Origin of the sequence: Enterococcus sp. DIV1368b (genome assembly GCF_050529595.1) — a bacterium.
Taxonomy (GTDB): Bacteria; Bacillota; Bacilli; order Lactobacillales; family Enterococcaceae; genus Enterococcus_B; species Enterococcus_B mundtii.
In genome coordinates this window covers 1,973,435-1,999,275 of record NZ_CP172883.1, presented here as the reverse complement: position 1 = coordinate 1,999,275, position 25,841 = coordinate 1,973,435, and the positions used below count along the sequence as shown (strand labels likewise).

General features: G+C 40.5%; 12 protein-coding genes. 10 read left to right on the top strand and 2 right to left on the bottom strand.

Annotated elements, in window-relative coordinates; all coding sequences use genetic code 11:
- The first annotated feature begins 18 nt into the window (after positions 1-18).
- The 7 genes from araA to IGJ19_RS09125 all read left to right on the top strand — a co-directional run bounded on the left by araA (position 19) and on the right by IGJ19_RS09125 (position 10,152).
- Positions 19-1,443: an L-arabinose isomerase gene (araA, locus tag IGJ19_RS09155; RefSeq protein ID WP_066025225.1), complete on the top strand. Its 1,425-nt coding sequence runs from the start codon at positions 19-21 to the stop codon at positions 1,441-1,443.
- A gap of 257 nt (positions 1,444-1,700) precedes the next feature.
- Positions 1,701-4,067, top strand: a complete 2,367-nt coding sequence (locus IGJ19_RS09150; protein ID WP_161641951.1) for a phosphoketolase family protein — start codon at positions 1,701-1,703, stop codon at positions 4,065-4,067.
- Between the two features lie 587 nt (positions 4,068-4,654).
- On the top strand, positions 4,655-7,543 hold the full coding sequence (locus IGJ19_RS09145; RefSeq protein WP_430603770.1) for a lectin-like domain-containing protein: 2,889 nt from the start codon (positions 4,655-4,657) through the stop codon (positions 7,541-7,543).
- Between the two features lie 12 nt (positions 7,544-7,555).
- The gene (locus IGJ19_RS09140; RefSeq protein ID WP_086334921.1) at positions 7,556-7,861 is read left to right on the top strand and encodes an LPXTG cell wall anchor domain-containing protein; all 306 of its coding nucleotides are present in this window, start codon (positions 7,556-7,558) and stop codon (positions 7,859-7,861) included.
- Positions 7,858-8,418, top strand: coding sequence for a WxL domain-containing protein (locus IGJ19_RS09135; protein ID WP_086334920.1), 561 nt, complete (start codon positions 7,858-7,860; stop codon positions 8,416-8,418). The genes IGJ19_RS09140 and IGJ19_RS09135 overlap by 4 nt, the downstream gene beginning before the upstream one ends.
- Positions 8,419-8,441: 23 nt before the next feature.
- A complete protein-coding gene (locus IGJ19_RS09130; RefSeq protein ID WP_071866853.1) occupies positions 8,442-9,017 on the top strand; it encodes a hypothetical protein in 576 nt (191 codons plus the stop codon).
- Positions 9,018-9,144: 127 nt separating this feature from the next.
- On the top strand, positions 9,145-10,152 hold the full coding sequence (locus tag IGJ19_RS09125) for a DUF916 and DUF3324 domain-containing protein (protein ID WP_430603767.1): 1,008 nt from the start codon (positions 9,145-9,147) through the stop codon (positions 10,150-10,152).
- 564 nt (positions 10,153-10,716) lie between these two features.
- Here IGJ19_RS09125 and IGJ19_RS09120 read toward each other — a convergent pair.
- The gene (locus IGJ19_RS09120) at positions 10,717-11,598 is read right to left on the bottom strand and encodes a hypothetical protein (protein WP_430603765.1); all 882 of its coding nucleotides are present in this window, start codon (positions 11,596-11,598) and stop codon (positions 10,717-10,719) included.
- Positions 11,599-12,018: 420 nt separating this feature from the next.
- Between IGJ19_RS09120 and IGJ19_RS09115 the strand changes: the two genes are divergently transcribed.
- Together IGJ19_RS09115 and IGJ19_RS09110 are read left to right on the top strand one after the other, a co-directional pair.
- Positions 12,019-14,442 carry a hypothetical protein gene (locus IGJ19_RS09115; RefSeq protein ID WP_430603764.1) on the top strand — a complete coding sequence of 808 codons (2,424 nt, stop codon included), beginning with the start codon at positions 12,019-12,021 and terminating at the stop codon, positions 14,440-14,442.
- Between the two features lie 284 nt (positions 14,443-14,726).
- A complete protein-coding gene (locus IGJ19_RS09110; protein ID WP_272018401.1) occupies positions 14,727-15,719 on the top strand; it encodes a zinc-dependent alcohol dehydrogenase family protein in 993 nt (330 codons plus the stop codon).
- 82 nt (positions 15,720-15,801) lie between these two features.
- Here IGJ19_RS09110 and IGJ19_RS09105 read toward each other — a convergent pair whose 3' ends face one another.
- Positions 15,802-17,304, bottom strand: a complete 1,503-nt coding sequence (locus IGJ19_RS09105) for a helix-turn-helix domain-containing protein (RefSeq protein ID WP_195513538.1) — start codon at positions 17,302-17,304, stop codon at positions 15,802-15,804.
- 777 nt (positions 17,305-18,081) lie between these two features.
- Here IGJ19_RS09105 and IGJ19_RS09100 point away from each other — a divergent pair.
- Positions 18,082-25,824: an InlB B-repeat-containing protein gene (locus IGJ19_RS09100; RefSeq protein WP_430603761.1), complete on the top strand. Its 7,743-nt coding sequence runs from the start codon at positions 18,082-18,084 to the stop codon at positions 25,822-25,824.
- Positions 25,825-25,841: the final 17 nt, after the last annotated feature.

The following is a 25,841-nucleotide window of genomic DNA, read 5'->3' as shown; positions in this document are numbered from 1 at the left end:
AATAGAGGAGTTACAATCATGTTAGCAATCAGTAAAAAAGAATTTTGGTTTGTCGTAGGTTCACAACATCTATATGGGGAGGAAGCGTTAGCACAGGTCAAAAAGAATGCAGAGACAATCGTTACGGCACTAAATGATCACCAAACGTTGCCTTATCCGATCGTACTAAAAGAACTAGCAGTAACTGCTGATACGATCACCTCGATCATGAAAGAAGCGAATTACCAGGAGCAAGTAGCAGGTGTGATCACTTGGATGCATACTTTCTCGCCAGCAAAAATGTGGATTCGTGGCACACAATTATTACAAAAGCCTTTGTTGCATTTAGCTACTCAATTTAACGAGAGCATCCCATGGGAAACGATCGACATGGACTTTATGAACTTGAACCAAGCAGCTCATGGGGATCGGGAATATGGTTTTATCAATGCACGACTCAATAAGAAAAATGAAATCGTGGTTGGTCATTGGCAATCCGAAGATGTGCAACGTCAAATCTCAGACTGGATGCATGTGGCTGTGGCTTATAATGAAAGCTTCTCGATCAAGGTTGCTCGTTTTGGCGATAATATGCGTAATGTGGCAGTGACCGAAGGAGACAAAGTAGAAGCACAGATCCAGTTTGGCTGGGTGGTCGACTATTATGGGATCGGCGATTTAGTCAAAGTGATCGATGAAGTCACTGATGAAGAGGTAGCGTCATTATTTGAAGAATATAAACAACTTTATGATTTTGATTATGCCGATTATGACCATGACACTTGGGAGGCACATGTCAAAGTACAAGCAAAACAAGAAATCGGGATCAGACGTTTCTTGGAAGCGGGCAATTATAATGCTTTCACAACAAACTTTGAAGATCTTTACGGTATGCAACAATTACCTGGCTTAGCAGTCCAACGGTTAATGGCAGAAGGCTACGGATTTGCCGGTGAGGGGGATTGGAAAACAGCTGCTTTGGATCGGATGTTAAAAATCATGGCACAAAACAAAGACACAGGTTTCATGGAAGATTACACGTATGAATTGACGCCAGGAAAAGAAGCAATTTTACAGTCTCACATGATGGAAGTAGATCCAACATTGGCTGTCAATCGACCAAAAATCGTTGTTTCGCCATTATCGATGGGTGATCGAGAAGATCCGGCTCGTTTGGTGTTTGATGGTAAAGCAGGCGATGGTGTCGTGGTTTCCATGGCAGATTTTGGGACGCATTACAAATTGTTGATCAATGAAGTGGAAGCCTTCGAACCAACTGAAGAAGCACCACATTTACCAGTGGCACGCGTACTTTGGAAAGTCAAACCAAACTTCCATGAGGGAGTAGGTGCTTGGATCCGCACAGGTGGCGGACACCATACTGTTGTGTCATTACATCTTACTACCGAGCAGATCCAAACATGGGCACGTTTAGTTGATTTAGAAGATATCGTCATCAAATAAATGAAACGACTAAGTAAGAGACTTTAGAAAAACTTACGTCTGATGCCTCTTTTCAAAGAAGTAGAGCGTTATGATGTCATTTATTAGAGATTCAAGTTAAAGTTAAATAAATACCGTAATGTTATCAACTGATCGAGGTCGATAGCATAGGCGAGCAGTCGAAAGAAGCGACGAAGATGAGTCTGGACACTCTGGTAAAGGCCAGACTCATTTTTTGTTCTTTCGTAGGACTAGCAATGATTGAAGGGGTGTTCGATATGACAAACGTAGACAAACAAATAGAATTTGAACAATTAGATGCTTGGTGGCGGGCTGCAAATTATATTTCTATTGCTCAAATGTATTTAAAAGATAATCCATTATTACGCCGTCCATTAACTAAGGAAGATGTAAAGACACATCCTATTGGGCATTGGGGAACAATTGCTGGGCAAAATTTTGTGTATGCACATTTAAATCGTGTCATCAATAAATACGATTTGGATATGTTTTACATAGAGGGTCCCGGTCATGGTGGACAAGTGATGGTATCTAATTCTTATATTGATGGTAGTTACAGTGAAATCTACCCAGAATTTACAGAAGATGAAGCCGGATTGGCTCATCTATGTCGGGTATTTTCTTATCCTGGCGGGATTGCGTCTCATGCCGCGCCAGAAACACCAGGATCGATCCATGAAGGTGGAGAACTTGGTTATTCCCTTGCTCATGCGACAGGTGCAATCCTTGATCATCCCGATGTGATAGCGGCGACAGTCATAGGCGATGGCGAAGCAGAAACAGGACCATTAGCTGGCGGTTGGTTTTCAAATGTCTTTATCAATCCGGTCAATGACGGTGCGGTGTTACCGATTTTGAATTTGAATGGCGGGAAAATTTCAAATCCGACCATCCTTGCCCGCAAGAGTGATGAGGATCTTCGAAAGTATTTCGAAGGAATGGGCTGGAAACCTTATTTTGTTGAAGGGACAGATCCCGAAGTTGTTCATCACATCCTAGCATCAACGCTAGATACAGTGATCGAGGAAATCAAAGAAATCCAAAAAGAAGCAAGACAAGCACCTGCGGAATCAGCCACGATGCCAAGGTGGCCCGTCATTATTTTTCGGACGCCAAAAGGTTGGACAGGACCAAAGACGTGGGAAAATGAACAAATTGAAGGAACATTTCGTGCGCATCAGGTACCGATTCCAGTCGATTCTGAGCATATGGAACACGTCGATCATTTGATTGATTGGTTACAGTCTTATCGCCCGGAAGAGTTATTTGATGAACAAGGAAGAATCAACCAAGAAATCAAAGATCTCTCTCCGAAAGGCAATCGCCGGATGTCGACAAACCCAATCACAAATGGCGGAATCGATCCTCAACCGTTAATCATGCCTGATTGGAAAAACTATGCCGTAGATACTACAACACCAGGAGCTGTCGTTGCACAAGATATGATGGTCTTTGGGGAACAAGCGAGAGATGTAATCACGAAGAATCCAACCAATTTTCGGATCTTTGGTCCGGATGAAACAAAATCCAATCGCTTGAATAAAGTATTTGAAGTGACTGATCGACAATGGTTGGAACCTAAAGATGCTTCAGATGAGTGGCAGTCTTCTGTGGGAAGAGTTATTGATGGTCAATTGTCGGAACATCAAGCAGAAGGATTTTTAGAAGGCTATGTTTTGACAGGTCGCCACGGATTCTTTGCTAGTTACGAATCCTTTTTACGTGTCGTTGACTCGATGTTGACGCAACACTTCAAGTGGATGCGTAAAGCCAGTGATCAGCCTTGGCGGAAAAACTATCCTTCATTGAACTTGATTGCAACATCCACTGTTTTTCAACAAGATCATAATGGTTATACCCACCAAGACCCTGGGGTGTTGACCCATTTAGCAGAGAAAAAAGCAGAGTTTATTCGCGAGTACTTGCCTGCAGATGCGAATAGTCTGATGGCTGTGATGGATCGTGCACTGCAAGAAGAGCAAGTCATCAACTTGATTATTTCAAGTAAACATCCACGTCCGCAATTTTATTCTGCAACAGAAGCAGAAGAACTAGCTAATGAGGGGTTGAAAATCATCGATTGGGCTAGTACGGTTTCTGCGAATGAAGAGCCAGATCTAGTGATCGCAGCAGCAGGCACAGAACCAAACCTTGAAGCACTTGCCGCAGTCTCACTATTGAATCAAGCATTTCCACAACTAAAAATCCGCTTTATCAATGTGGTTGATATCTTGAAGTTAAGACACCCATCTGTTGATCCGAGAGGGCTAAGTGATGAAGTGTTTGACACGTTCTTTACGAAAGACAAACCAATTCTGTTTGCTTTCCATGGCTATGAAGGCATGATCCGGGATATTTTCTTCTTACGACACAATCACCAATTGATGGTCCATGGCTATCGAGAAAATGGTGATATCACCACGCCGTTTGATATGCGCGTCTTTAGTGAACTGGATCGCTTCCACTTAGCGCAACATGCAGCGGTGACTGTCTATGGTGAAGAAGCTTCGACTTTTTCTGAAGAAATGACCCAACAGTTGAAAGAACATCGAGAGTATATTCGGAAAGAAGGTCATGATCTGCCAGTAGTGGAAAACTGGAAATGGTCAGAGTTGACTCGGTGAGAATAGTTAAATGATATAAAGATAACATTAGTCAAACTGATCTTTTGGTTTCTAGTGTTATCTTTTTTTTGGTTACAAAAGAATCAGAGGATCGAGACACGCCAATAAGCATAGATTCAAAGTTGCATAAATAAACAAGTTGAGAGAAATAGATCATTGTGCGCTCGTTTCTTTATTACAATGCATTTTTCCTATACATCCATGAAAAATTGTGTCAAGTTGGCTTCATCATAGATGATGAAAAAACTATAATTATTAGCATAAATAAAATTTTTTATAGGTTTTTATCTTATTAAGTAAGCGCTACCTAATTACATAACGTTATAAGCATAAAAATTCATTTAAAAAATAAAGTGTGTTATTCTTTGTTTAATGAAAGCGATCGTCAAAAAGTTTACATAGTTTTACTTTGAAGTTAGGCTTTTCCTTTATCTATACATAATGGCGTTTGAAGATTTTCAGCTTCTTTTGTATTTAAGTAGAAATAATTGTCATTCAAATGCTGTTTACAAACAGTCCAAGTATAGACATGACTGTTTCACAAGTCTTCTTCATTCAAACGGAAGATAGATAAAGGGGGAAAACCTATGGAGATGCTAAATAACAAAAAAACGAACTCGTGGTTTTTTTGTATGTTATCGTTTATTTTTATCGCTTTTTTAGTTGGAGGCGCTTGCTCTATTTCTTATGCCGATGAAGATCAAAGCCAACAAACAAAGCCATTTGCCCAAAATGAGCACCTTGCCTTTTATCTTGAAGAAACAGATAAAGATGTCAAATTCCACATAGATAAAAGCTTACCAGAGTCTTTGCAATTCATGATGACTATACTGGACTCGAAGGAAGCGAAAGTCCCTCTTTTCTTAAATGAAGACTCAGTGTCTGAGAACCAGTGGCTAACAGAAGAGCAAGTCACGTCCTTATCCTTTACCAAACCAACGCAACCCATTCGACTGTTTATTCACTATCAGAGGAATGATGGGGTGGTGAGGGAGCTTACGCCACCAGAAGGACAGTTAGTTCAGATGACTCCGCAACAAGCGAATGCTCAATCAACTGTTTCAGAAAGTGAACTGACCGACAAAATGAATAGCAGTAGCAGTACTGTGGAAGAAAATAGAGAGTCTGGAGAGAGTCCAGAGAAGGATGAGACACAGCAATCATCCGGTGAATCAAAAGTAGCGGAAGAACAGGACACGTCCTCTTCTGACTACCAACCACCCATGGCACGAGCAGCCCAAGCTTTTGCAACAGGGACAGGATCTCAATATGTACCGCCGGGAGCTATCCCTATCAGTGGCGCATTTGCCGCACCAAATGGTGGGGCTGTGGTGTCAAATGTCACGAATACAAATGACAATGGAGGAAAACCATTTTCACAAATTTCTCTTTCAGGTAGTAATAACTGGACGTCGATTTGGTCAAATGACGCATATCGCTTAGATTTCACGAAATCATTTTCACAACGTGTCTATGTCAATTTCGGCACACAACAAGCAGATGGCGTGGCGTTTGTCATGCATAACGATGCAAGAAAAACAACTGCCATTACGAACTCACGGGCGGTAGGTGTCGACGGTCAAAACTTGGGAGTCTACGGAGCGACTGGCGGCTACTATGAGTTATTGGCTCAGAGAACACCAGAAACGACAGCTATTCGTAATTCATTTGCGGTTGAATTTGATCTATTTGCCAATGAAGCAGTAACTGGTAGAGCACGCTATGACGCTCAGATTCCTGCTGGAAGTACGCCACATATGGCGTATACTTTTCCGGGTAACCTAAGCCGAACGTATCAACCAATCAATGCAGTGAATGGTGATTTAGGAGCAAATGATTGGTTCACTTTGACCCTCGCTAATCCCGGACGGATCAAACACAACAGCTTGATCCCACTTAATGGAGCTGTCAGTACCAATGTCCAAGATGGAACATGGTACGAGTTCAATTATAGCTTTAATAGCGCCACACGGAACTTTACCTATTCATTTAGGAATCCTGTCAATGGGGCAAAAACTACTGACACAACGATACCTTGGGGGGATTTGAACTCGGAATTGCAATTAGCGACCAACAACAATCGAGCCTACTGGGGATTTACAGCGGCCAACGGTAGCGTATCAGGACAAGTTCGTTTTGCTTTTACTCAGCCACCGATACCGATAGGCGCGACAGTGACGAGTAATGTATTGGACAACGCCAATACATCGGTGACTGTTCCAAGTATAGATACAAGTAAAAGTAAATATTTGATGAGTGAGCAGCCTGCTAAGATCCAATCAACGATCAAGGTAAATACAGGTGAAGCAGCCTTGAATACTACGAGGTGGACGACGGTGCTTGATGCGAAAGCAATCAATTTGGCAACAAATGCGACAGTCACACCGACGATCACGAAAACGACTGCCGCAGGGGTGACGTCAACGGTTGCCCCAGCAAATTTATCAACAGTCGTGACAAATAACGCGACGACTGGCGTGATCACAGTGGTCACGACGATAGCCAATAACGCAATCAATCTCAATCCAGGAGATTCAGCGACACTGAGTTATTCAGCACCAACAAGAACATTGTCAGTCGATGCACTAACTAGTTACGGAAGTTCAGTCTTGGCAAATCCAGTGGGAACGACGCCAAATGATACAACAAACGTCACCTACTATGGCGATACCGTGTATTATTGGGTTCGAAAAACGGATCAATTTACTACTCTGTCATGGGAAAGTGTCAATACGGTGCCCAATTTTAGTGAGACGCTAGATATCTCTGCGAATCGCGATCCTGGATACAAAAAGACATTCTATTGGAAAGATTTAGATGTTGGAGATCGATTGAGTTTCAAAGTGAGAAAGGGAACGACTTATCTGACCGATGTCCCATTTTCTGATGTCACGACAACAGGGGCAACAAGTTTTAATGCAAATACACAATTAGCGATCCCTACAAAATATTTTGATTATGGTGAAAATAAATTTGTCATCGAAGTGTACTCTTCTGGGAAATTGACGAAACCCGAAGAACCGGCAGCGTCATTAAATCTGACGGTCACCTACACTGGAGAATTAAGACTTGAGCAGGCACCAAGTACATTCAAATGGACGAATCGAAAGGTTCGTCAAAGTAAAGGGATCTTGGATCGTGATGCGGGCAATAGCTTAGAATTAAAGGTATGGGATTCGAGAGATCCACGGACAACAAGAAATTGGTCGGTTGGTCTTTCGATCACGAGTGGAACGAACGCACCTTTTTCTTTCGTCTGGAAAACAAGTCCTACGAGTGCTGTTCAAAATTTGGGTAATTCACCAATCAAAGTGTTTGATTCTGCGAGTGTGACACCGACAGGTTATCTTTATACGCTGAATATGAGTGAAAATGCGGGTGTGTTGTTAAATAGCTCAAAACTGTTGCCTGTAGGTGACTATAGTGGACGAGCAACAGCCAATTGGAAGCTATATAACACGGCTACGATCGAATAAGGAGGCGATGAGATGAAGCGAATAACTATGAATCTTTTGTTCCTGCTTAGTGTTGTTTTGTTCACTGGCTTTGTGCGAGTCGCTCCTACGTTTGCCGACGAAGTGATTGCTTCCGATCAGCAAGAAATCCAGTTTGAATTATATGAAAAAGATGAAGTTAGTCCCATAGATAAGGGTGAAAGTGGAACGACCAAACCGCAAGCGGAGGGGATGCTTCCGCAAACGGGTAGTTTGTTGTATGGAACGTCTGCATTTCTCGGTACATTGTTGATTGGATTTGTCGGACTGATGTATCGATTAAGGAGGCAGAAGCGATGAAGCCTAAAATCAAATGGTTGCTACTATTTATCTTGCTAATGATGTTTGCTTTCCCTTCTAAGATCCGAGCATCTTCTGTGGATGAAGAGAAAAAATCAGCAGTGAATGTCCAAATCATCGAACCTGCTATTTATTTAAAGAAAGTGATACCACCGACTTTTGATCGCTACCCAGTCCCTGAGACGGACATTGAAGTACCAGCAAAGCAAGATCTTGTGATCGAAGTGGTTGACAATCGTTCTGGAACGAACGGGTGGAAACTCGATTATTCCTTATCTGCTTTTAAAAATCAGCAGGAATATGCAGCAAAACTTTCTATGAAAGATGGACAGTTGACGACAGAACAAACAACCGTCTATCAAGTCAATGATATAGAAAATATCAGTTATGGCGAAACGCAAGAACTCGTCAAAGTCAGTCAAGGAACAAAACAAAACTTTCGATTGATCTTCCCGAAAGAAAGTATTAAGTTGAGTGTTCCTGCTAATAGTCCAAGTGGTACCTATAAAGCGATACAGACGGTCAACCTCGTAAATGTGGTTGCCGATGTAGATTAATTGAAAATCAAGGAGGAATAAAAATGAATCACAAAACAAAAACATTGAGTGCAGTATTCGCAGGGTTGATTTTAGTAAATATAGGTGGGGTAGCAGCATTCGCAGCAGAGGTACCAGGACAAACTGGAAGTACACCGACGACTGTGACGATTACCGATGCTACTTCAGGAGATTTAAGACTCGATGCCGTTCCAGCGACTTATGCGTTTGAAACAGAAATCGAAAATGGTACGTATTCACTTAGCACTGGAACAATCGGTACACCAGGAAATATCGTTGTTTCAAATGATAGCATCGCTCAAGCTTGGTCAGTGAGAGCAACTGTTGCGAATAATCAATTGACGCGAGCAGCTGCGCCAGCCACATTTACTGTGAATTCATTCCAAATCAATGGCGCACAATTAGTTGGTACAGGTGCAACTGGAATTGTCGCTCAATCAGCTACTACACCAGATGCCGGAAATAATACCGGTCAAATCACCACTCCGGTAACATCGATCGCGATTGGTTTTACTGATCCGAGCAATGTCTTACAAGTAAATAATGTCTTGAACGGTACGATCAATTATCAATTGTACAATACGGCAAATGCTTCTTAATGGCTGTGCCCGAATTGAGAAGATTGGAGCAATCGCATTCAGCGATTGCTTCAATTCTTTCTATAGGTTTTTGTTCATGATCAGATCTATAGGAAAAACCAAATGAATCGATAAATGAGGTGTAGTGATGCGGAAAATAATTTTAGCCATTTGTTTCATGTTTACTTTTTGCTTCCCCTTAGTCACCGAGGCAGAGACTGAGAGTGAAGTGGGCTTTCATATCAAAGCAATTATTCCAGAAAATCAAGCCAATAAAAAATTAACTTATTTTGATTTACAACTAGAACCTGGTCAAAAACAAACGATCAAGTTCCTGATAGAAAATACATCGAATGGAGAGTCAACTTATCAGGTTGCAGTCAACCAAGCCTATACGAATGATCAAGGGTTTATTGATTATACGCAACCAATAGATGAACCAGATATACCGGACGAATTTCAAATCGACAACATTGCGAAAGTTCCAGAAAGCATCACTTTAGCTGGTGGAAAGTCGCAAGAAGTTAGCGTTGACCTTACAATGCCAGAAAAAGAATTTGATGGACAAATCTTGGCAGCCATCCATGTCATGAAAGTAGGTCAAGCGGAACAAGAGGGACAAATCGTTAATAATTATGGCTATGTCTTAGGATTGAAATTAACGAATAACACGAATGAAGTGCAAAGAAAGGTGGAATTGGCAGGCGTCGAACCAGCCATTTCATTTGGGAAAACAAGTGTGGTAGCAACCTTGAAGAATCCAACGATGGATGCGATCGGTCATTTGAAATATGTAGCTGAGGTGAAAGATGCCACAGGGGAAGTCATAAAAGATGTATCCTATGATAAAGAGATGCAAATGGCGCCCTTGTCGACGTATCGATTTGCGATCGATTGGGACAATGAGCGACTGGAAGCGGGAGATTATTCCTTGCATTTGACAATCTCAGATGCAAAAGACAACGAGTGGGTATTCGATCGCAAATTTACCATCAGTGAGAGTGATGCGAAAGAAGTGAATAAGGTAGCAATCTCTGAAGTAAATCAACAGTCGATCCCAACGTGGGTCTATGTAGTTGTGGGTGTCTTACTTGGGGTTATCATTCTATTGATCATTTATTTTCTATTCATACGTAAGAAGAAAAAAGAAGAGTAACCAAAAGGGGTTGTGATCCTTATGTTAACACGAGTCTTAGCATAGGGATCACAATCTCTTTCTGTCAGTTAGCGTTTTTTATAGAAATAATAAAGCACACTGATGAAAAAAATCACAGATATTAGAAGGCCGATTTCGTAATATACAAACACCCTCAGAGAATCGTAAAAGTAGTACGCCATGATTTTAGTGATAAAATAAATCACTGGACATGCAGCTAGGAACACCAAGAAAGTGCGCTTAGTTAATTTAAAGAAATAAAAAAATGCTAGCACGGCAATACATAAAGGAAACCAAAATAAAAACTTGCTTAACTGAACCAACATCATTCACTCCTCTATTATCTTCGTAAATAAATAATACCATTTCTGTGTTATTTTTAAAACTATTAATAGTATCATAACAAAATATTTTTTTTGATTTCAAAATAAGAATAAGGAGTTATTATATAGGAAACCATGATTTATATTAGTTTGTGATTAGTTGATCATGTTAAACCTTTGTTTTTTTAATAACATCTATAAAAATAAAATTAGGTTCCTTTGTTATATATCGACCATTTTTTTAAAATGATTTTAACGAATTTGTATGAATAAACTGTAAAACCATTTCAGTGATCCAAAGACAGTCATGACGGCGCATACTGAATGGTTGGTACCCATTATAGCGATAGATATATTCATTTTTCCAACCTTTTGTTTTAGTCTGCTTCATTTGTAATAAGTCAATCAAAGGTTGTAAAGCCTCTTGATCAAGGTCATTAGTATGAGAAGCAACGTAGATAAGATCGGTCAGGGATAAAACATAGCCTTGTGGAAACATATTTTCTGTAATATGTGCAGAAATGGGCTGTCCATTCGACAAACGTTTGAACCATTGATGTTTTTCCATATATATCACACCATCAGTAATCATTTGTTTTACTTGTGGATCAGATTGATCCACCATTTTTTGATAAGTGATCAATGCACGAACACTTTTTCCGATGCCAATGTAACAAGGAGTTTTTCTTAAGCAACCACCATGTTGGCAAATACCACGTCCTGTCCACGAGGTTGTTTGATTACGTTCAAAGAGCTGATAGTTTTTGATCCACGTGAGTGCTCGCTGGGCAGGGAGTGTCTGTCCTAAACCGAGACGAACATAGGTCTCCAGTAACATCGCGTTGTAACAAGGAACGATATCTTCTGCTTTTCCGGTATAAGAAAAACCGTCTGGTGTCGCAACCATTTCTTCTACATATTGGATCAATGACTGGGTAACTGGTAATTGATTTGCATAAGGGATTTCTGCTAAACCGATTAAAGCAAAAATTTTCCCTAGAGTGGATAGATTCTCTTGTTGCTCATATTTTTTGACGATCAGTGATTGCTCAAGATAGAGCATCGGATCTTCAATCGGCTCATTTTGTTGTATTTTCATTTTTAATCGATAAGCTGTATCCATAAAAGCATCACTCCTTCCATTGCTTATTGTGACTATTTGATAAGGGTTTCATCAATCAAGTATATCATCAAATGGTTGATCAGTAATGGAGAATCCATAGAATCATAGTTGGAACATTTTAATATTCTTTTTTTTATTTCTTTAAAAAAATATGATACTGGGAGAATTCTAATAATTCAGTGTTCTTTTATAGCAATAATCAATGGCGAATAATTCTAATTTATTGGTGTTAATTTATTTCTATAATAGGAAATAATAAGCACGATAATGATGATAAATGGTGTTATTATTCTTGGTGTAAAGGATGTGGATTGTTATTTCTTTACAAAAAACCGCCAATAAAAGGGGGCTATGAATGGGTGAAGAATCTATTCATAGATAATTGGTGAGCTAAATTTTCTTAGGAGGATGATCTACATTATGAAAAAAAGGAAAACAATGTGTCAATTGATGTTGCTCGGTCTCACTGTGTCAACAATGATGGTGCCAGTTTCCCATGTGTCAGCTGCAAATCAATCAGTAGAAAAGAGCAAGGAGAATGATTCTATACAGACGAGTCAACTAAATCAGTCTTTACTAGGATCAATCACCTCCGTCCAAGAACAAATCAATAGTTTAGAACAAAAGTATGAGTTAGTCGCTTATGATGCCACTGTCTTGCCCGAAAGAATTGACTCTGCCTCACTCTTAGTGGCTGCAGATGTGAAAGTCGTTGATGAAGAAGGGGAGCCGCTAAGGGGCTTCACACCTTATATCAAAGGAACAACTGTTGAAGAAAAGCCAGGGGAATATCAGATGACCATTGGCTTAAAAGAAGATGCCAGTGTGGAAAAGACAGTAAATGTTACAGTTTTAAATGATAAGCAAGAAACAAAATATACGATTTTAGCAGAAGACGTGACCGTACTAGTAGGACAAACTGATACTGATTACATTCTAAAAGTTGCTGGTGCCTATGCACGTAATGAAAAGGGCGAGTTATTTGATGTGATCGTAAAAAGCTCAACCGTTGAAAATCAATTAGGTGAGTATGAAATGACATTAGGGATCAAAGAAGATCCTCGGGTGGAGCGTACGATCAAAGTTACTATCACAGATAAAGAAAGTTACACATTCAGTGCGCAAGATGCTACAGTCATGGTAGGACAAACGGATGATGCTTCAATCATCGCAGCTGCTAATGTCGAGATCACGAATCAGCGTGGTGAAGCAGTGGATGCAAAAGCCGTGATCAAGTCATCGACTGTGCAAGACATCCCAGGAACTTACAAGGCACTGATTGCTGTAGATAAAGATCTAAGTCTTGAAAAAATGATCACTGTCACTGTGATGCAAGAAAATGATGGAGTGACAGGTGTTCACGAATATCAATTTCTCGCTGAGGATGCAACAGTTTATGTTGGTCATACAGATGAACAATCGTTGATAGATGCAAGCGGAGCTTATGCTTTTGATGTAACAACAGGAAAAGTGGCAAGAGTAATCATCAAAGAATCAACGGTGCAAGATGCTCCTGGAACCTACGAGGTCATATTTGGGATTGAACAAGATGCTGCTGTTGAAAAAAAGGTGAAGGTGACTGTTCAACAGCTAGAGAACCAACCAAAGTATCGCTTGAATGTGTGGGAAACAAATGTCACTTTGGAAGTTGACCAAACGGATGAGGAAGCGATCCTCTGGGCAAGTGGTGCAGAAGTCGTTGACAAAGATGGTGGTTTATCCTATGAAGCCTATCCAATGATCAAATCGTCAACCGTTGAAAACAAAGCAGGTATCTATGAAGCAACGATTACAGTTGATAAAGACCTTTCAATCGAGCAGAAAATCCAAGTGACAGTCATTGGTGAGGATACAACTGAACCTGAATTGTCCTATGAACTTTACGCCAATGATGGGTTTACTACGATCGAACGTACAGATGATCGTTCAATCATCGAAGCAACGAACGCCTATGCCTATGATAGTCAGGGAAGAGCGATCACTGTTATCGTTAAAGATTCAACAATCAAAGCGGAAGTTGGTGTTTACCAAGTCACTCTAGGGATTAAGCAAAACCCTTCGGTTGAAAAAACAGTCACTGTAACGATTGAAGAAAATGATTCTGAAAATCCTACTTTTGATTATATATTGTTAGCAGACGATGCAGAAGTGATGGTCGGTCAGACCGATGATTATTCCCTTCTTATAGCAACGAACGCGTATGTGTTCAACCAAACGCTAGGAAAACAAGGTACACCGATTATCAAGGCTAGTACAGTGAAAGATACTCCAGGAGAGTATGAAGCGACAATCGGTATCGAACAAGATGACCGTGTAGAAAAAACAGTGAAAATCAAAGTAGTTGGGGAACAACTACCACAACAAGAGTATATTTTAAGCGCAGCGGATGCTGCTGTAACTGTCGGTCAGACCGATGACCAATCAATTTTAGTGGCGGTCGGGGCCACTGTAACGGATTTATCTGGTCAACCAGTAGAAGCGTTACCAGTGATCAAAGCATCGACAGTCAAAGATGAAGTTGGCTACTATGAAGTAACGATTGGTATTGATAAAGGGGATATTGAGAAAACAGTCAAAGTGATCGTTCGTTCTGAAAATTTGACAGAAGGCTATGTGTTTATGGCAGAAGATGCCGTTATTACGGTGGATGAAATAGATGATGCCTCTATCATCAAAGCAACAAATGCACGAACCGTCTATAGTGATGGCAAAGTCGTGAAAGGTGCAGTCATCAAAGAGAACAACGTGTTGCCTATTCCTGGCGAATACGAAGTGGTACTGATGGCGAATCAGTATGGGTTTGGGGAAAAAACAGTCAAAGTAACAGTCGTAGCCGTCAACTGATACGTAGTTGCTAGGAAGTGATCTGTAATGTGCTATTATCCCAAGGCTACTTAGTTCATTGATCATAGCACAAGAGGTGGGAATAGAAATTTTTAGTCTCAAAAAATAAAGCGACAGCCATAAAAATTGCTTCTTTAAATTTTTGTGGCCGTCGTCTTTTTGTCGAAGATAGTACTTCTGTTCCCACCGTTTATTCGTTTCTAAGATGGCACACAGTCTTCTTTTTATTTCAGGGAAATGATACACTGGTTAAAAGAACCCAACGATCACCAAAGGAGAAAAAAATGAAAAATCACTGTCTGATTTACCGAGAGTTTGGTTTACCGCAAGAGGTTGTGCAACTAGAAGAGCAGCCACTCACTTTAAGACAAGGAGAAGTCTTGGTCAAAATGCTGATGGCGCCAATCAATCCTTCTGATTTGATACCAATCCATGGAGCTTATGCGCACCGTATTAGCTTGCCACAAATCGCTGGATATGAAGGTGTCGGGGAAGTAATCCAAGTCACTGATCCTCAGGATGAGAAAATGATAGGACAATACGTCTTACCACTACGAGTAGCAGGAACTTGGCAAACCTATCACTTAGTATCAAAGAAAGACCTCATTTTTGTCCCGTCTTCGATCGATCGATTGACAGCTGCTCAAATGTACATCAATCCTGTAACTGCTTGGTTGATCTGTACAAAAGAATTGGACCTGAATAAAGGAGATCATGTTTTGCTTAATGCAGGAAATTCTTCCATTAGCAGAATTTTTATCCAATTAAGTAAAATTTTATCATTTAAAGTTATTGTAATTGTTCGACACGAAAAATATAAAGAAGAGTTAACCGAACTAGGAGCAGATTTGGTCGTTGTTTGGGATGAAGAAACAACGTTGACTCAAATTTTGGCACATACAAATGCCAAAGGGGTCCGCGCAGCCGTTGATCAAGTTGGAGGGAAAAGTGGTGAGATCCTTGCACGAGCGGTCCAACCTTATGGGAAGTTCATTGCGATCGGGTTGTTATCTGGTCAACAAGTTGATTGGTCATTTCTCCATACGTTGCCGATCCAAGCCAAAGTCTATCATCTAAGGCACTGGGCTGACTCGGTTTCAAATGAAGAATGGCAGAAAGTATTTCAACAATTATTCCGTTTGGTTGAGGAGGGACAATTGAATCTACTAACCACAGCTCCTGTATATCCAATCTCTGACTATCGTCAGGCTTTAGAGGAGGCAGAAAAGAAAAAAAAGAAAATATTTTTAAATTTTGATAGTGTATCAGATAGATGACCGAACAAAAAGAGTAACCTGTGATCAAAAGCAGGTTACTCTTTTTTTATTTCGCGAATAAAGGACAAGTAGCGTTTTTGTTCTATTTATTTTCTAAATAAGCAGGCAAAGACAAATAAGTGATCGTCTCCATTAAAAGACGCCAGTCCGCAATCGTCGGAACATTGGAGATGCGATGAATTTGGCAAGTCTGTTCATCGATCAAATGAAGATCATAATTACAAACTACTAGATCAGCTTGGTAGGTTTCGATCGATTCTTTTGTGACAGCATGTTCAATTTGAAATTCGATCGTTGAACGTTGCATAAAGAGTGTCTCAATTTCATTCAGGATATAATCATCTAAAGATGGCGGTCCTTGGATCGTAAACAAAATACGTAAAGGACGATACGACTGTCTCATCAAAAGCGAAGCATGAAACGTTGTCAACGCAGCTGCGAGATAATCGATATGAACAAAACCAAACAATGGATTATTTTTTAGAAGCGTCAATTTTTCAAGCCATACTTGGTAGATCTCAGAATAACGTGCTTTCATTTGAGTAACCATAGTTGGTGAATGTAATTCGTAAGTATGGCTCATTTTAGAAAGTAAACGCGCATTGACTAAGTAGGCTTCCATTTTTTCTAGTGTCCCGTTTTTGATCATGTGTTCTGGGAAAACAGTCGCTAGAAAACGTTGGATCGCTTCGATGACAGTAGGGTTTTCTTCTCGATAAAATGCATAGGAGCGTCCATCATCTAAATTACTTTGACGTGTGTAGGAAATACAATGAAGTGAGACTAAATATAACCACATCGTTTCATTTAATGAGAGTGTTTCATTTGAGCGTGAAAGATAGTAATCCTGTAATAATGGCTCAAGTGAAGAGAAGCCTTTACTACTTTTGATCAACACTTTGATACTTCGATTCAAGTTGCAAAGTTTTTTACACTTCCACCGCGCTTTTGCAATCGACAGCCATAAAGCGGCACGGAAATGGCTAAAATGTAAAAAGGCGTGATCTCTTTTATGACCTTCGTCAACTAAATACTGTGCATCGATCTCACTATCTGAATCAATGATCGTACTATCGCCAAAACTTGAGTAAAAGGCAAAAAAGCAAAAACGAATATCTTCCTCTCTACCTGACAAAGTCAATGGTCCAGTAGTGATTGTCACGCTGAACTCCTTCAAGATATTATTCATATGACGAATCGTTTTAAAAATTGTACTTCTAGAGACCATCAAGGCATCGGCTAATTCATCGGTTGAGTAGGTCACATTATGAAGTAATAGATCCATGATTTGGTAAGTGATGGTCCTTTTTGCTAATAAGGTGATCATCGAATCGATCGTCATTACTTTTTTGTATTGGAATGATAATAGTCCTTTATGATCAATCTTTAGTGAAACACACTGCTCATTCAACGCTTGATTGATTTCTTCAATGTCTTTTTTGAGTGTAGGCTTTGACTTCTCTAAGTCAAGAGCAAGATCATTGATTGTTAACTGGTTGGTTTTATTTTTATGTACTAAATTTAAAATTTGATATTGTCGTTTAAACTGATTATCAAGTTGTAAGGTGATGGGTAAATTTTCCATTATTCTGGCTTCCAATCTTTATTTTTCTATAGATATGTAAGAAATAGAGTCTCTCTTTAATGTTAAAACACATAGTTAGATAGGTTAAGGGGAAGATGTGCATAGTATAAGTATACAAAAAAAACAAACGTTTTAAATGGAAAATTCATGATAATTTAAAAATAATGTGTTTTAAATCAAGGAGGAATAGTTGGAATTACAGTGTTTTTTATCGAATAATTGTTTTTTAAATAATTTTGTTATTTTTTAAAAGTGAGGAGATTTTGTTTTTCCAATAAAAATTATGCAGAAATTTCCTAGGTGCATAGTGTGATATTTTTTTCTAAATAATAAAAAAAAAGTTTTTGGCTATGGGTGCGTGTATTGTAACCAATGACTATTGCTAGAATTACGGAACTTATAGAAATAAGGTAGTGCTTTATTTTTTTTGTTTGAGAAAAAAATAAAAATAAACAAAAAGTAGATTAGTGTTATTATAATCAAAAGATGAAAAAATAATAGTTTTATTACATTGTTATTTAATATCATAGTTTCATCTGGATAAGAAAGGGGTGCATACAATTAATTAGTCAAACATACAACTAGCGGATATCAAAAAAAGTAGGCATGTTCTATTACGAAGAACAGTTGTGTAGGGTATCAATCGTACAATAGAAGATATTAAGTAGAAAACGAAGCACCATAAGTCAGTACATTCAATACATTGAGTATAACTTTCTGCCAAAAAATCAGCAGATTACGTCACGTCAAGTAATACGTGTAGAGTAGGAGGAGGAAATGACTCATTTTTATAAGAAACAAATTTTACATATGATTGTAATTATCTTGCTGCTTTTTTCGTCATTAGGAAATAGTATCAGCGTTATTGCTGAGACGATCAACGAGTCAAGTGTAGAAGAACAGGTAGAAGATATTGGTGAAACACAGGAAACAATAGAAGAAACATTGGTAGAAAGTGAGGAGGCGACTGAGGACGAGAGCGAACCGGTAGAAGCGACGCCAGAAGAAGTGGTGGAAGATGGACCTTTATTAGATAGGGAACCAAGAAATGCGCAGCTATTGAATACGCTAGATAATTTTTGGATCTCTAGATTTTTACAAGGAAATGCCAGTGGAAACCGTACACAGTTTCCAACAACTTTTAGGAATTATTTTTTAAATGACAGCCGAGCGTCCATTGTATGGTCGGGGAGTAATCAGTTAGGTAACCGAACAGGAAATAGTATTGTAGGGCGAATTATGTTGCCTAGGCAGTTTTTATATCGCGACGGAAATAGTTTGTTGTATGCAGGAGTCGATTTTTATGGAATGCCAACAAGAAATCAGTATCAATTTGGAGTGAATACGATTCAACATGGACAAGGAGATTTTCACTTTACTATTCAAGAAACAACACCTTACCAAATAAAAGGTCCAGTTTTATCGCCATCCAATCTGAATGAAGGGACTTTAGCGGATTTTCAAGAATTTACTATACGAGTTGAGCGTATCCGTGATGCTTCTTTTACTAGTCAAAGAGCAAATTCATTTACGGTAGATTTGGATTGGATATTCAATACCTATTTTTATTTTGCAACTATATGGAATCATTCATATTATCCGAACTTTGTAGCAACGGTAAACCAAGCGATCCGTGGCAGTTTTACAGAATTACCCGCTCATACTTTGGCATTTGCTAGAAATCCATCGCAAGGAGCGAGTGCAAATCCATCGGCGCCTGTGACCACACTGGCACAAGGTGCAACAACGACGGTCACCGCTGCAGCCCCAGCGACTGGTTATCAGTTTGCAGGATTTGATGTGAGTGGTACGGGAAGTTCAATCACGAATGTAAATACATCTAATCGAACAGGCACGTTTACCATGGGTTCTCAAAATGCGACAGTTACTGCACGTTACGAACTGAGTAATCGAACCTTAACTTTGGCACGTTCGCCACAGGCTGGAAGTGCAAGTAATCCGACTGCGCCGACGACTAGTCTGGTGGTTGGTGCAACAACGACGGTCACAGCAGGAGCACCGTCTCCTGGCTATCGTTTGGTTGGCTTTAATGTGACAGGAAACGGGACGATTACGAATGTTAATTTAGCAAATCGCACCGCAACCTTCACAATGGGGACTGAAAATGCGACAGTCACAGCGGAGTATGCCTCGACAGTCATTCGCAATGCAGAGGATCTCGGAAAGTTTTTACGTAGCGAGTTTCCTTATGATTCAAATGAACAAACATACACGATCGAACCAGAAACCAATCAGACAATCGATATGTCTGGACAAGGGAACTTTTCAGGTCGTAGTCAATTTTCTGGTAACTTGATCGGGAATGGTACGATTATTAGAAATCTTTCATTAGTATCTCAAAATGCCTCCCTTGGATTGATCCAAACAATCAATGGCAGTAATCTTTCACGAATCGAGAATCTGACCTTAGCTGGCATTTCGCTGAATAATACACGATCATCGTCTAATTCAGCTGGAATCATCGGTCAAGTAGCAAGCGGGAAAACAGTCGAGCTTGAAAATATTACGATCGATGAAAGTAGCCAAATTGCTGCCAATCAACCCGCTGGAAATGCAGGGTTGATTGGAAACAACCAAGGTTCAGTAACGATCAAAAACAGTGAGGTTTCAGGAACCTTACATTCCAACACTGCTAATGGATTGATGGGCGGATTAGTTGGGCAAAACCAAGGACAACTAACGATTGAAAATAGTGTCTCTCGTGTTACTTTTACTGGAGGAGGCTCTTACACCTTAAATATAGGAGGGTTAGTTGGTGAAACCAGTAGTGAGGTCACAATCACTGATTCTAGAAGTGAAAGTCACACCGCAATCAATTCAGCGAGTGGGACATATCGTGGTGGTATGATTGGTCGAGTCACATTCTCAGGGAATGTGATGATCCAACGAAGCATCAATGCTAGTGATATGCGGGGAAATAACAGTATTGTCGGTGGATTTATCGGAAGAATGTCAGGAACTGCTCGAATCGAAGAAAGTTACCATAATGGGCATGTCCAAGGAAGTACAAGTCTAGGAACCGCAGCATTCATCGGCTTGACTGAAGGCGGTGGAGCCCTTGGCATCATGGATAGTTATAGTATTGGTTCTTCCAACGGTAATGGAGTGATCGGAGTCAATCAACTAGCAAGTAATGTTACGTTGAATCAACTCTTTATCGCTGGTTTCACGGGAGGGCAACCAATTACCTCAGATACGACAGGTATCACTGCGACCAATGTTTATTATGATTCCAGTACCACGAATAAAGCAACAACGACAGGTGTAGGGGAAGCGAAAACTACGCTAGAGTTGATCGAATCAACAACCGCTATGTTAGGTTTTGGGAATCGTTGGCGGACCGATTTTTCAGTCGCTCAACGAACGAATAAAACCTACCCTTACCTGAGTTGGCAGACCCAAGGCGCGCAACCGGTAATGTTTTTTGACAGCATCGATCCAATGGTCGATCGTCAAGTAACGGGTAATCAAGTGTCGGTAACATTAGATCTACAAAATGAGCCATTGAAACTATTCAATCCATATAGTTCTGGCTTAGCTGGTGAAGCGACAACAGGAACCTTCACTTTCAATCGTGGATCTATTGCAAGAGTGTCGATTGGTGTCATCAATCAGCAAGGCGTCGTTGGATTTACCGCACGGCGAATGACGGCGACGAGCGCTCGTAATCCAATCGCTGGTAGCGATCATGATCCGGAGATTGAAAAAAATGATTTTCTTGAAGGCGAAACGACACAGATCAAAGCAGCTGCACCTAACCAAGGGTATCGTTTTGTTGGATTCAGTGTAACTGGTGCGGGGAGTTCAGTTTCCAACATCGATTTGAACGCACGAACAGCGACAGTAACGATTGGAACTGAAAACACGGTCATCACAGCAGAATACGCCTCAACGATTATCCGTAATGCCGATGATCTCGGAAAGTTTTTACGAAGTGAGTCTCCTTATGATGCAAACGACCAGACTTACACGATCGAACCAGAAACAAATCAAACGATCGACATGTCAGGAGAAGGTGATTTTTCAGGACGTAGTCAATTTTCTGGTCATCTGATCGGAAATGGCACGATCATCAAAAATCTTTCATTAGTATCTCAAAATGCCTCCCTTGGATTGATCCAAACAATCAATGGCAGTAATCTTTCACGAATCGAGAATCTGACCTTAGCTGGTATCTCGCTGAATAATACACGATCATCATCTAATTCAGCTGGAATCATCGGTCAAGTAGCAAGCGGTAAGTCAGTGGAGCTTGAAAATATCACGATCGATGAGAGTAGCCGAATCTTAGCGAATCAACCGAATGGAAGTGCAGGGTTGATTGGGAATAATATGGGTTCAGTAGTGGTCAAAAACAGTGAGGTTTCAGGAACGTTACACTCCAACACAGCTAATGGACTAATGGGTGGACTTGTTGGTAAAAATGACGGTCCATTGACCATTGAGAGTAGTCTTTCTCGAGTTACTTTTACTGGTGGTGGTTCATATACATTAAATATCGGTGGACTAGTGGGCGAAACCAGTAGTGAGGTAATAATCACTGATTCTGTAAGTGAAAGCCAAACAGCAATCAATTCATTGAGCGGAACATATCGAGGTGGAATGATTGGTCGAGTGACCTTCTCAGGGGATGTCACGATCCAACGAAGTATCAATGCCGGTGATATGCGAGGAAATAACAGTAATGTGGGCGGATTTATCGGAAGGATGTCAGGAACTGCTAAAATCGAGGAAAGCTATCACAATGGACATGTCCAAGGAAGTACAAGTCTAGGAACTGCTGGGTTCATAGGTATGACCGAAGGCAATGGCGCACTCAGTGTCGTGGATAGTTATAGCATTGGCTCCTCCAATGGCAATGGTGTGATCGGGATCAATCAATTAACGGATCGAGTGACACTCAGCCAACTATTTGTTGCAGGTTTTACAGGGGTACAGCCAATTACCTCAGATACGACAGGTATTACTGCGACCAATGTTTATTATGATTCCAGTACCACGAATAAAGCAACAACGACAGGTGTAGGGGAAGCGAAAACTACGCTAGAGTTGATCGAATCAACAACCGCTATGTTAGGTTTTGGGAATCGTTGGCGGACCGATTTTTCAGTCGCTCAACGAACGAATAAAACCTATCCGTATCTCAGTTGGCAGACGCAAAATACGCAACCATCGATGTTTTTTGATAGCATCGATCCAATGGTCGATCGTCAAGTGACGGGCAATCAAGTGGCGGTCACGTTAGATCTACAAAACGAGCCTTTAAAACTATTTAATCCATACAGCTCTGGCTTAGCTGGTGAAGCGACAGCAGGAACCTTCACTTTCAATCGTGGATCTGTTGCAAGAGTATCGATTGGTGTCATCAATCAACAAGGAGTGGTTGGATTTACCGCACGGCGAATGAGTTTGACACTGGTCCGTGATCCCTTGGCAGGAAGTGCAGCTGATCCAAACGCTGACCGAACGAATTTTATCGAAGGGGAAACCACAACGATTCAGGCGGCTGAAGCAAATGCAGGGTATCGCTTTGTTGGATTTAGCGTGACTGGCACAGGGAGTACGGTGACAAGATTTGATCAGGAAAATCGAACGGCTACTTTCACGATGGGGACAGAAGATGCAACAGTGACGGCAAATTATGTACAAACGGTCATACGAACGGCAGAAGATCTAAGTCGCTTTCTGAATAGTCAAGCGCCTTTTGATAAAGATGATGAAAACTATTCGATTGAACCAGAAGATGGAATAGCAATCGATATGGCAAATGCAGGTACTTTTTCTGGTAGACAAGTATATGGAGCGAAATTGATCGGTAATCATGCAGTCATCAAGAATTTGACGTTGACTAGTGGAGAAATAGACTTAGCATTTATTCGCTCAGTCGGAAACGATCCTTTACGAATCGAGAATCTAACATTTGAAAATTTACGAGTGACGAATACTAGAGGTCAGTCATTTACCAACTATACTGCAGGAGTGATTGCCGTAATCAGCGCAGGAAGTATTGTTGAACTTGAGAATATCAGAATGGACAGTAGCAGTAGTATTCTTTCAAACCAGTCGAATGGGAGCGGGGCTTTCGTTGGAAACAACAGTGGACAACTAACGATTACGAATGGTCAAGTCTCAAGTAATCTTCACTCGAATACTTCAAACGGTTTACTAGGTGGTCTCGTTGGTCGCACGACAGGAGTGCTTACCATGAGTCATTCTAGTTCAAAAGTGAATTTTACTGGTGGTAATAATTACTCCTTGAATCTAGGAGGATTGATCGGTGAAGTATCTGGTACAGTAACGATCATTGATACGCATAGCGAGACTCGCTCAACGGTCAATTCTTCAATATCTAGCTATCGTGGAGGGTTGATTGGCTATGTTACAGGAAATGGTCAAGTACACATTGAACGAAGTATCAATTCGAGTGATCTTCGAAGCGGAAATAGTTATGCTGGTGGATTTATTGGTCGTTTAGCAGGAAATGTGACGATTAATGAGAGTTATCACAGTGGCTATATTCTTGGAAATGTTGCTAATGGTTCTGGTGGATTTATTGGTAGGATTGAAGACAGTGGTCAGTTAGTGATGACCGATAATTATGGTGTTGGTTCATCAAATGGACAAGGAGTGATCGGAGCGATAAGTGCAACTGCAACCGCACAGCTCACGAATTTATTCGTCGCAGGATTTACTGCTGGAGAACCGATTTCGAATACTACCACAGGAATTACAGCAAACAATGTTTATTTTGATGCAAGCACTACAAGAAAAACGACGACAAGTGGTGTGGGTGAAGCGCGTAGCACTACAGGATTGATCGATGCAACCATAACGGAGCTTGGGTTTGGTGAAAAGTGGTTCACAGGTTTTGCTTTGGGGAGCAGTGCCAATCGAACATACCCATACTTGAAGTGGCAGACGAATGGGGCACAAACTTCCGAGTTCTTCAACTCGATCCAACCAGAAGTAGATACAGCTGTTTCAACAAACCAAGTAACAGTAACTTTAGATCTTACAGGACACCCTGTTCGCTTATTCAATCCATATCAAGCGGACTTGGCAGGAGAGGTCACAACAGGTACATTCCAGATCAATCGGAATAATGCCGAGCGTTTTTCAATCGGGGTCATCAATGAACAAGGCATCATTGGCTTTACTGGTATCGGAAATTACACAGATATCCAGCCGAATAGCCAAGTCTTGAACTATGGATATGGAGAAACGGATTATCAGGCAAAAGACTTTGTCAAAGTCTTCAAAGATCAAACTGAAACAGATGATTATGACGCGCGTTTTGTAAGTTTCCCAGATTCACTGAATGGTCAATCTGCACGTGTAGAGGTTTCAAAAAATGGCACAGTATTGGCTACGATCGATGTACCAGTCACTTATCAGTTTGGTCATTCGTTAAATGTAAGAGGAATTAGTTTTCAAGGAACAGACCTACGAGCAGCAACTTTAAGCTTGAACAGTGATCAAACGCAAATTGTTGCGACCTATAATAGTGCATTAGCTGGAACTTCGGTTCATTCCTATTTTGGAAATGATATGTACTATCAAATCAGGCACTATAACCAAGTAACTGTTTCTAATGGTCCAATGAATGCACAAACGCCAGATTTCGATTTTTCTGTTAATGGTAATCAAAGGTTGGATACCTTGAATGGTTTCGGAACAAATCGAAGACTATCAGTGGCGAAAGGCGATATCGTAGAAATTTTCCATGCGGAAGCCAATGGCAGACTGGACAATATCAAAGATAATGTGGTGCAACCAAGGATATCGGATAATCGAAGCCGTTATCAAATCACTGCGAATGGATTTGAACGAATAAACATCGATCGTTTAAATCCAAGTGAACAAAAAACAGTGTTAGGAATGTCTCGTGAAGATATGGATCGTCAAATTGGACGATATTTAGATATCAGTCAATATCCTACCTTGAAAATTGAAGGTTTCACTCAATATCCCGATACGTCCAAAGAAGGAACGACGACTGGCAAGATCGTTGTCAGCGAGTCATTGGTTAATGGTGAAAAAGCCACATGGGAATATACCGTTCCTTTTGTGGTGGAAAGTGATCCAGCGATCCATGTAACGTTACCAGTCCGAATGGCTTTTGACGTCTTAGACGATCAAGTGACTAGTGATGATTATCAGGTGATCAATCATTCGACAACGACAGAATTGACAGTTTCCTTCCATACCAAAAACGATGTGGAGTTAGCAAGTACTTCGAATATTGTCTTTTTAGATTCATCGGAACAAGAAGCGACGAGCGAATCAATGTTTTTATATTTGCAACGAATCGGTGCGACGCCATCTGACAAGCCGTTAGTTGGACAAGCAAGTACTTTTGCTGGTGCACAATGGACCGAATCAGTGCCATCAGATTCCCAAATGTCACTTGGTTTTACAGGGAAATATTTTGGTGATCCCACACAAAATAATAAAGTAACAGGCAAGTTGAGTTTACACTTTGCTGCGAAGATAAATTGAACACACACAAGAAGGTG

What these genes read in the sequence shown, in the direction of transcription:
- araA (WP_066025225.1), top strand. Translation starts at nt 19, where the DNA reads ATGTTAGCAATCAGTAAAAAAGAATTTTGGTTTGTCGTAGGTTCACAA.
- IGJ19_RS09150 (WP_161641951.1), top strand. Translation starts at nt 1,701, where the DNA reads ATGACAAACGTAGACAAACAAATAGAATTTGAACAATTAGATGCTTGG.
- IGJ19_RS09145 (WP_430603770.1), top strand. Translation starts at nt 4,655, where the DNA reads ATGGAGATGCTAAATAACAAAAAAACGAACTCGTGGTTTTTTTGTATG.
- IGJ19_RS09140 (WP_086334921.1), top strand. Translation starts at nt 7,556, where the DNA reads ATGAAGCGAATAACTATGAATCTTTTGTTCCTGCTTAGTGTTGTTTTG.
- IGJ19_RS09135 (WP_086334920.1), top strand. Translation starts at nt 7,858, where the DNA reads ATGAAGCCTAAAATCAAATGGTTGCTACTATTTATCTTGCTAATGATG.
- IGJ19_RS09130 (WP_071866853.1), top strand. Translation starts at nt 8,442, where the DNA reads ATGAATCACAAAACAAAAACATTGAGTGCAGTATTCGCAGGGTTGATT.
- IGJ19_RS09125 (WP_430603767.1), top strand. Translation starts at nt 9,145, where the DNA reads ATGCGGAAAATAATTTTAGCCATTTGTTTCATGTTTACTTTTTGCTTC.
- IGJ19_RS09120 (WP_430603765.1), bottom strand. Translation starts at nt 11,598, where the DNA reads ATGGATACAGCTTATCGATTAAAAATGAAAATACAACAAAATGAGCCG.
- IGJ19_RS09115 (WP_430603764.1), top strand. Translation starts at nt 12,019, where the DNA reads ATGAAAAAAAGGAAAACAATGTGTCAATTGATGTTGCTCGGTCTCACT.
- IGJ19_RS09110 (WP_272018401.1), top strand. Translation starts at nt 14,727, where the DNA reads ATGAAAAATCACTGTCTGATTTACCGAGAGTTTGGTTTACCGCAAGAG.
- IGJ19_RS09105 (WP_195513538.1), bottom strand. Translation starts at nt 17,304, where the DNA reads ATGGAAAATTTACCCATCACCTTACAACTTGATAATCAGTTTAAACGA.
- IGJ19_RS09100 (WP_430603761.1), top strand. Translation starts at nt 18,082, where the DNA reads ATGACTCATTTTTATAAGAAACAAATTTTACATATGATTGTAATTATC.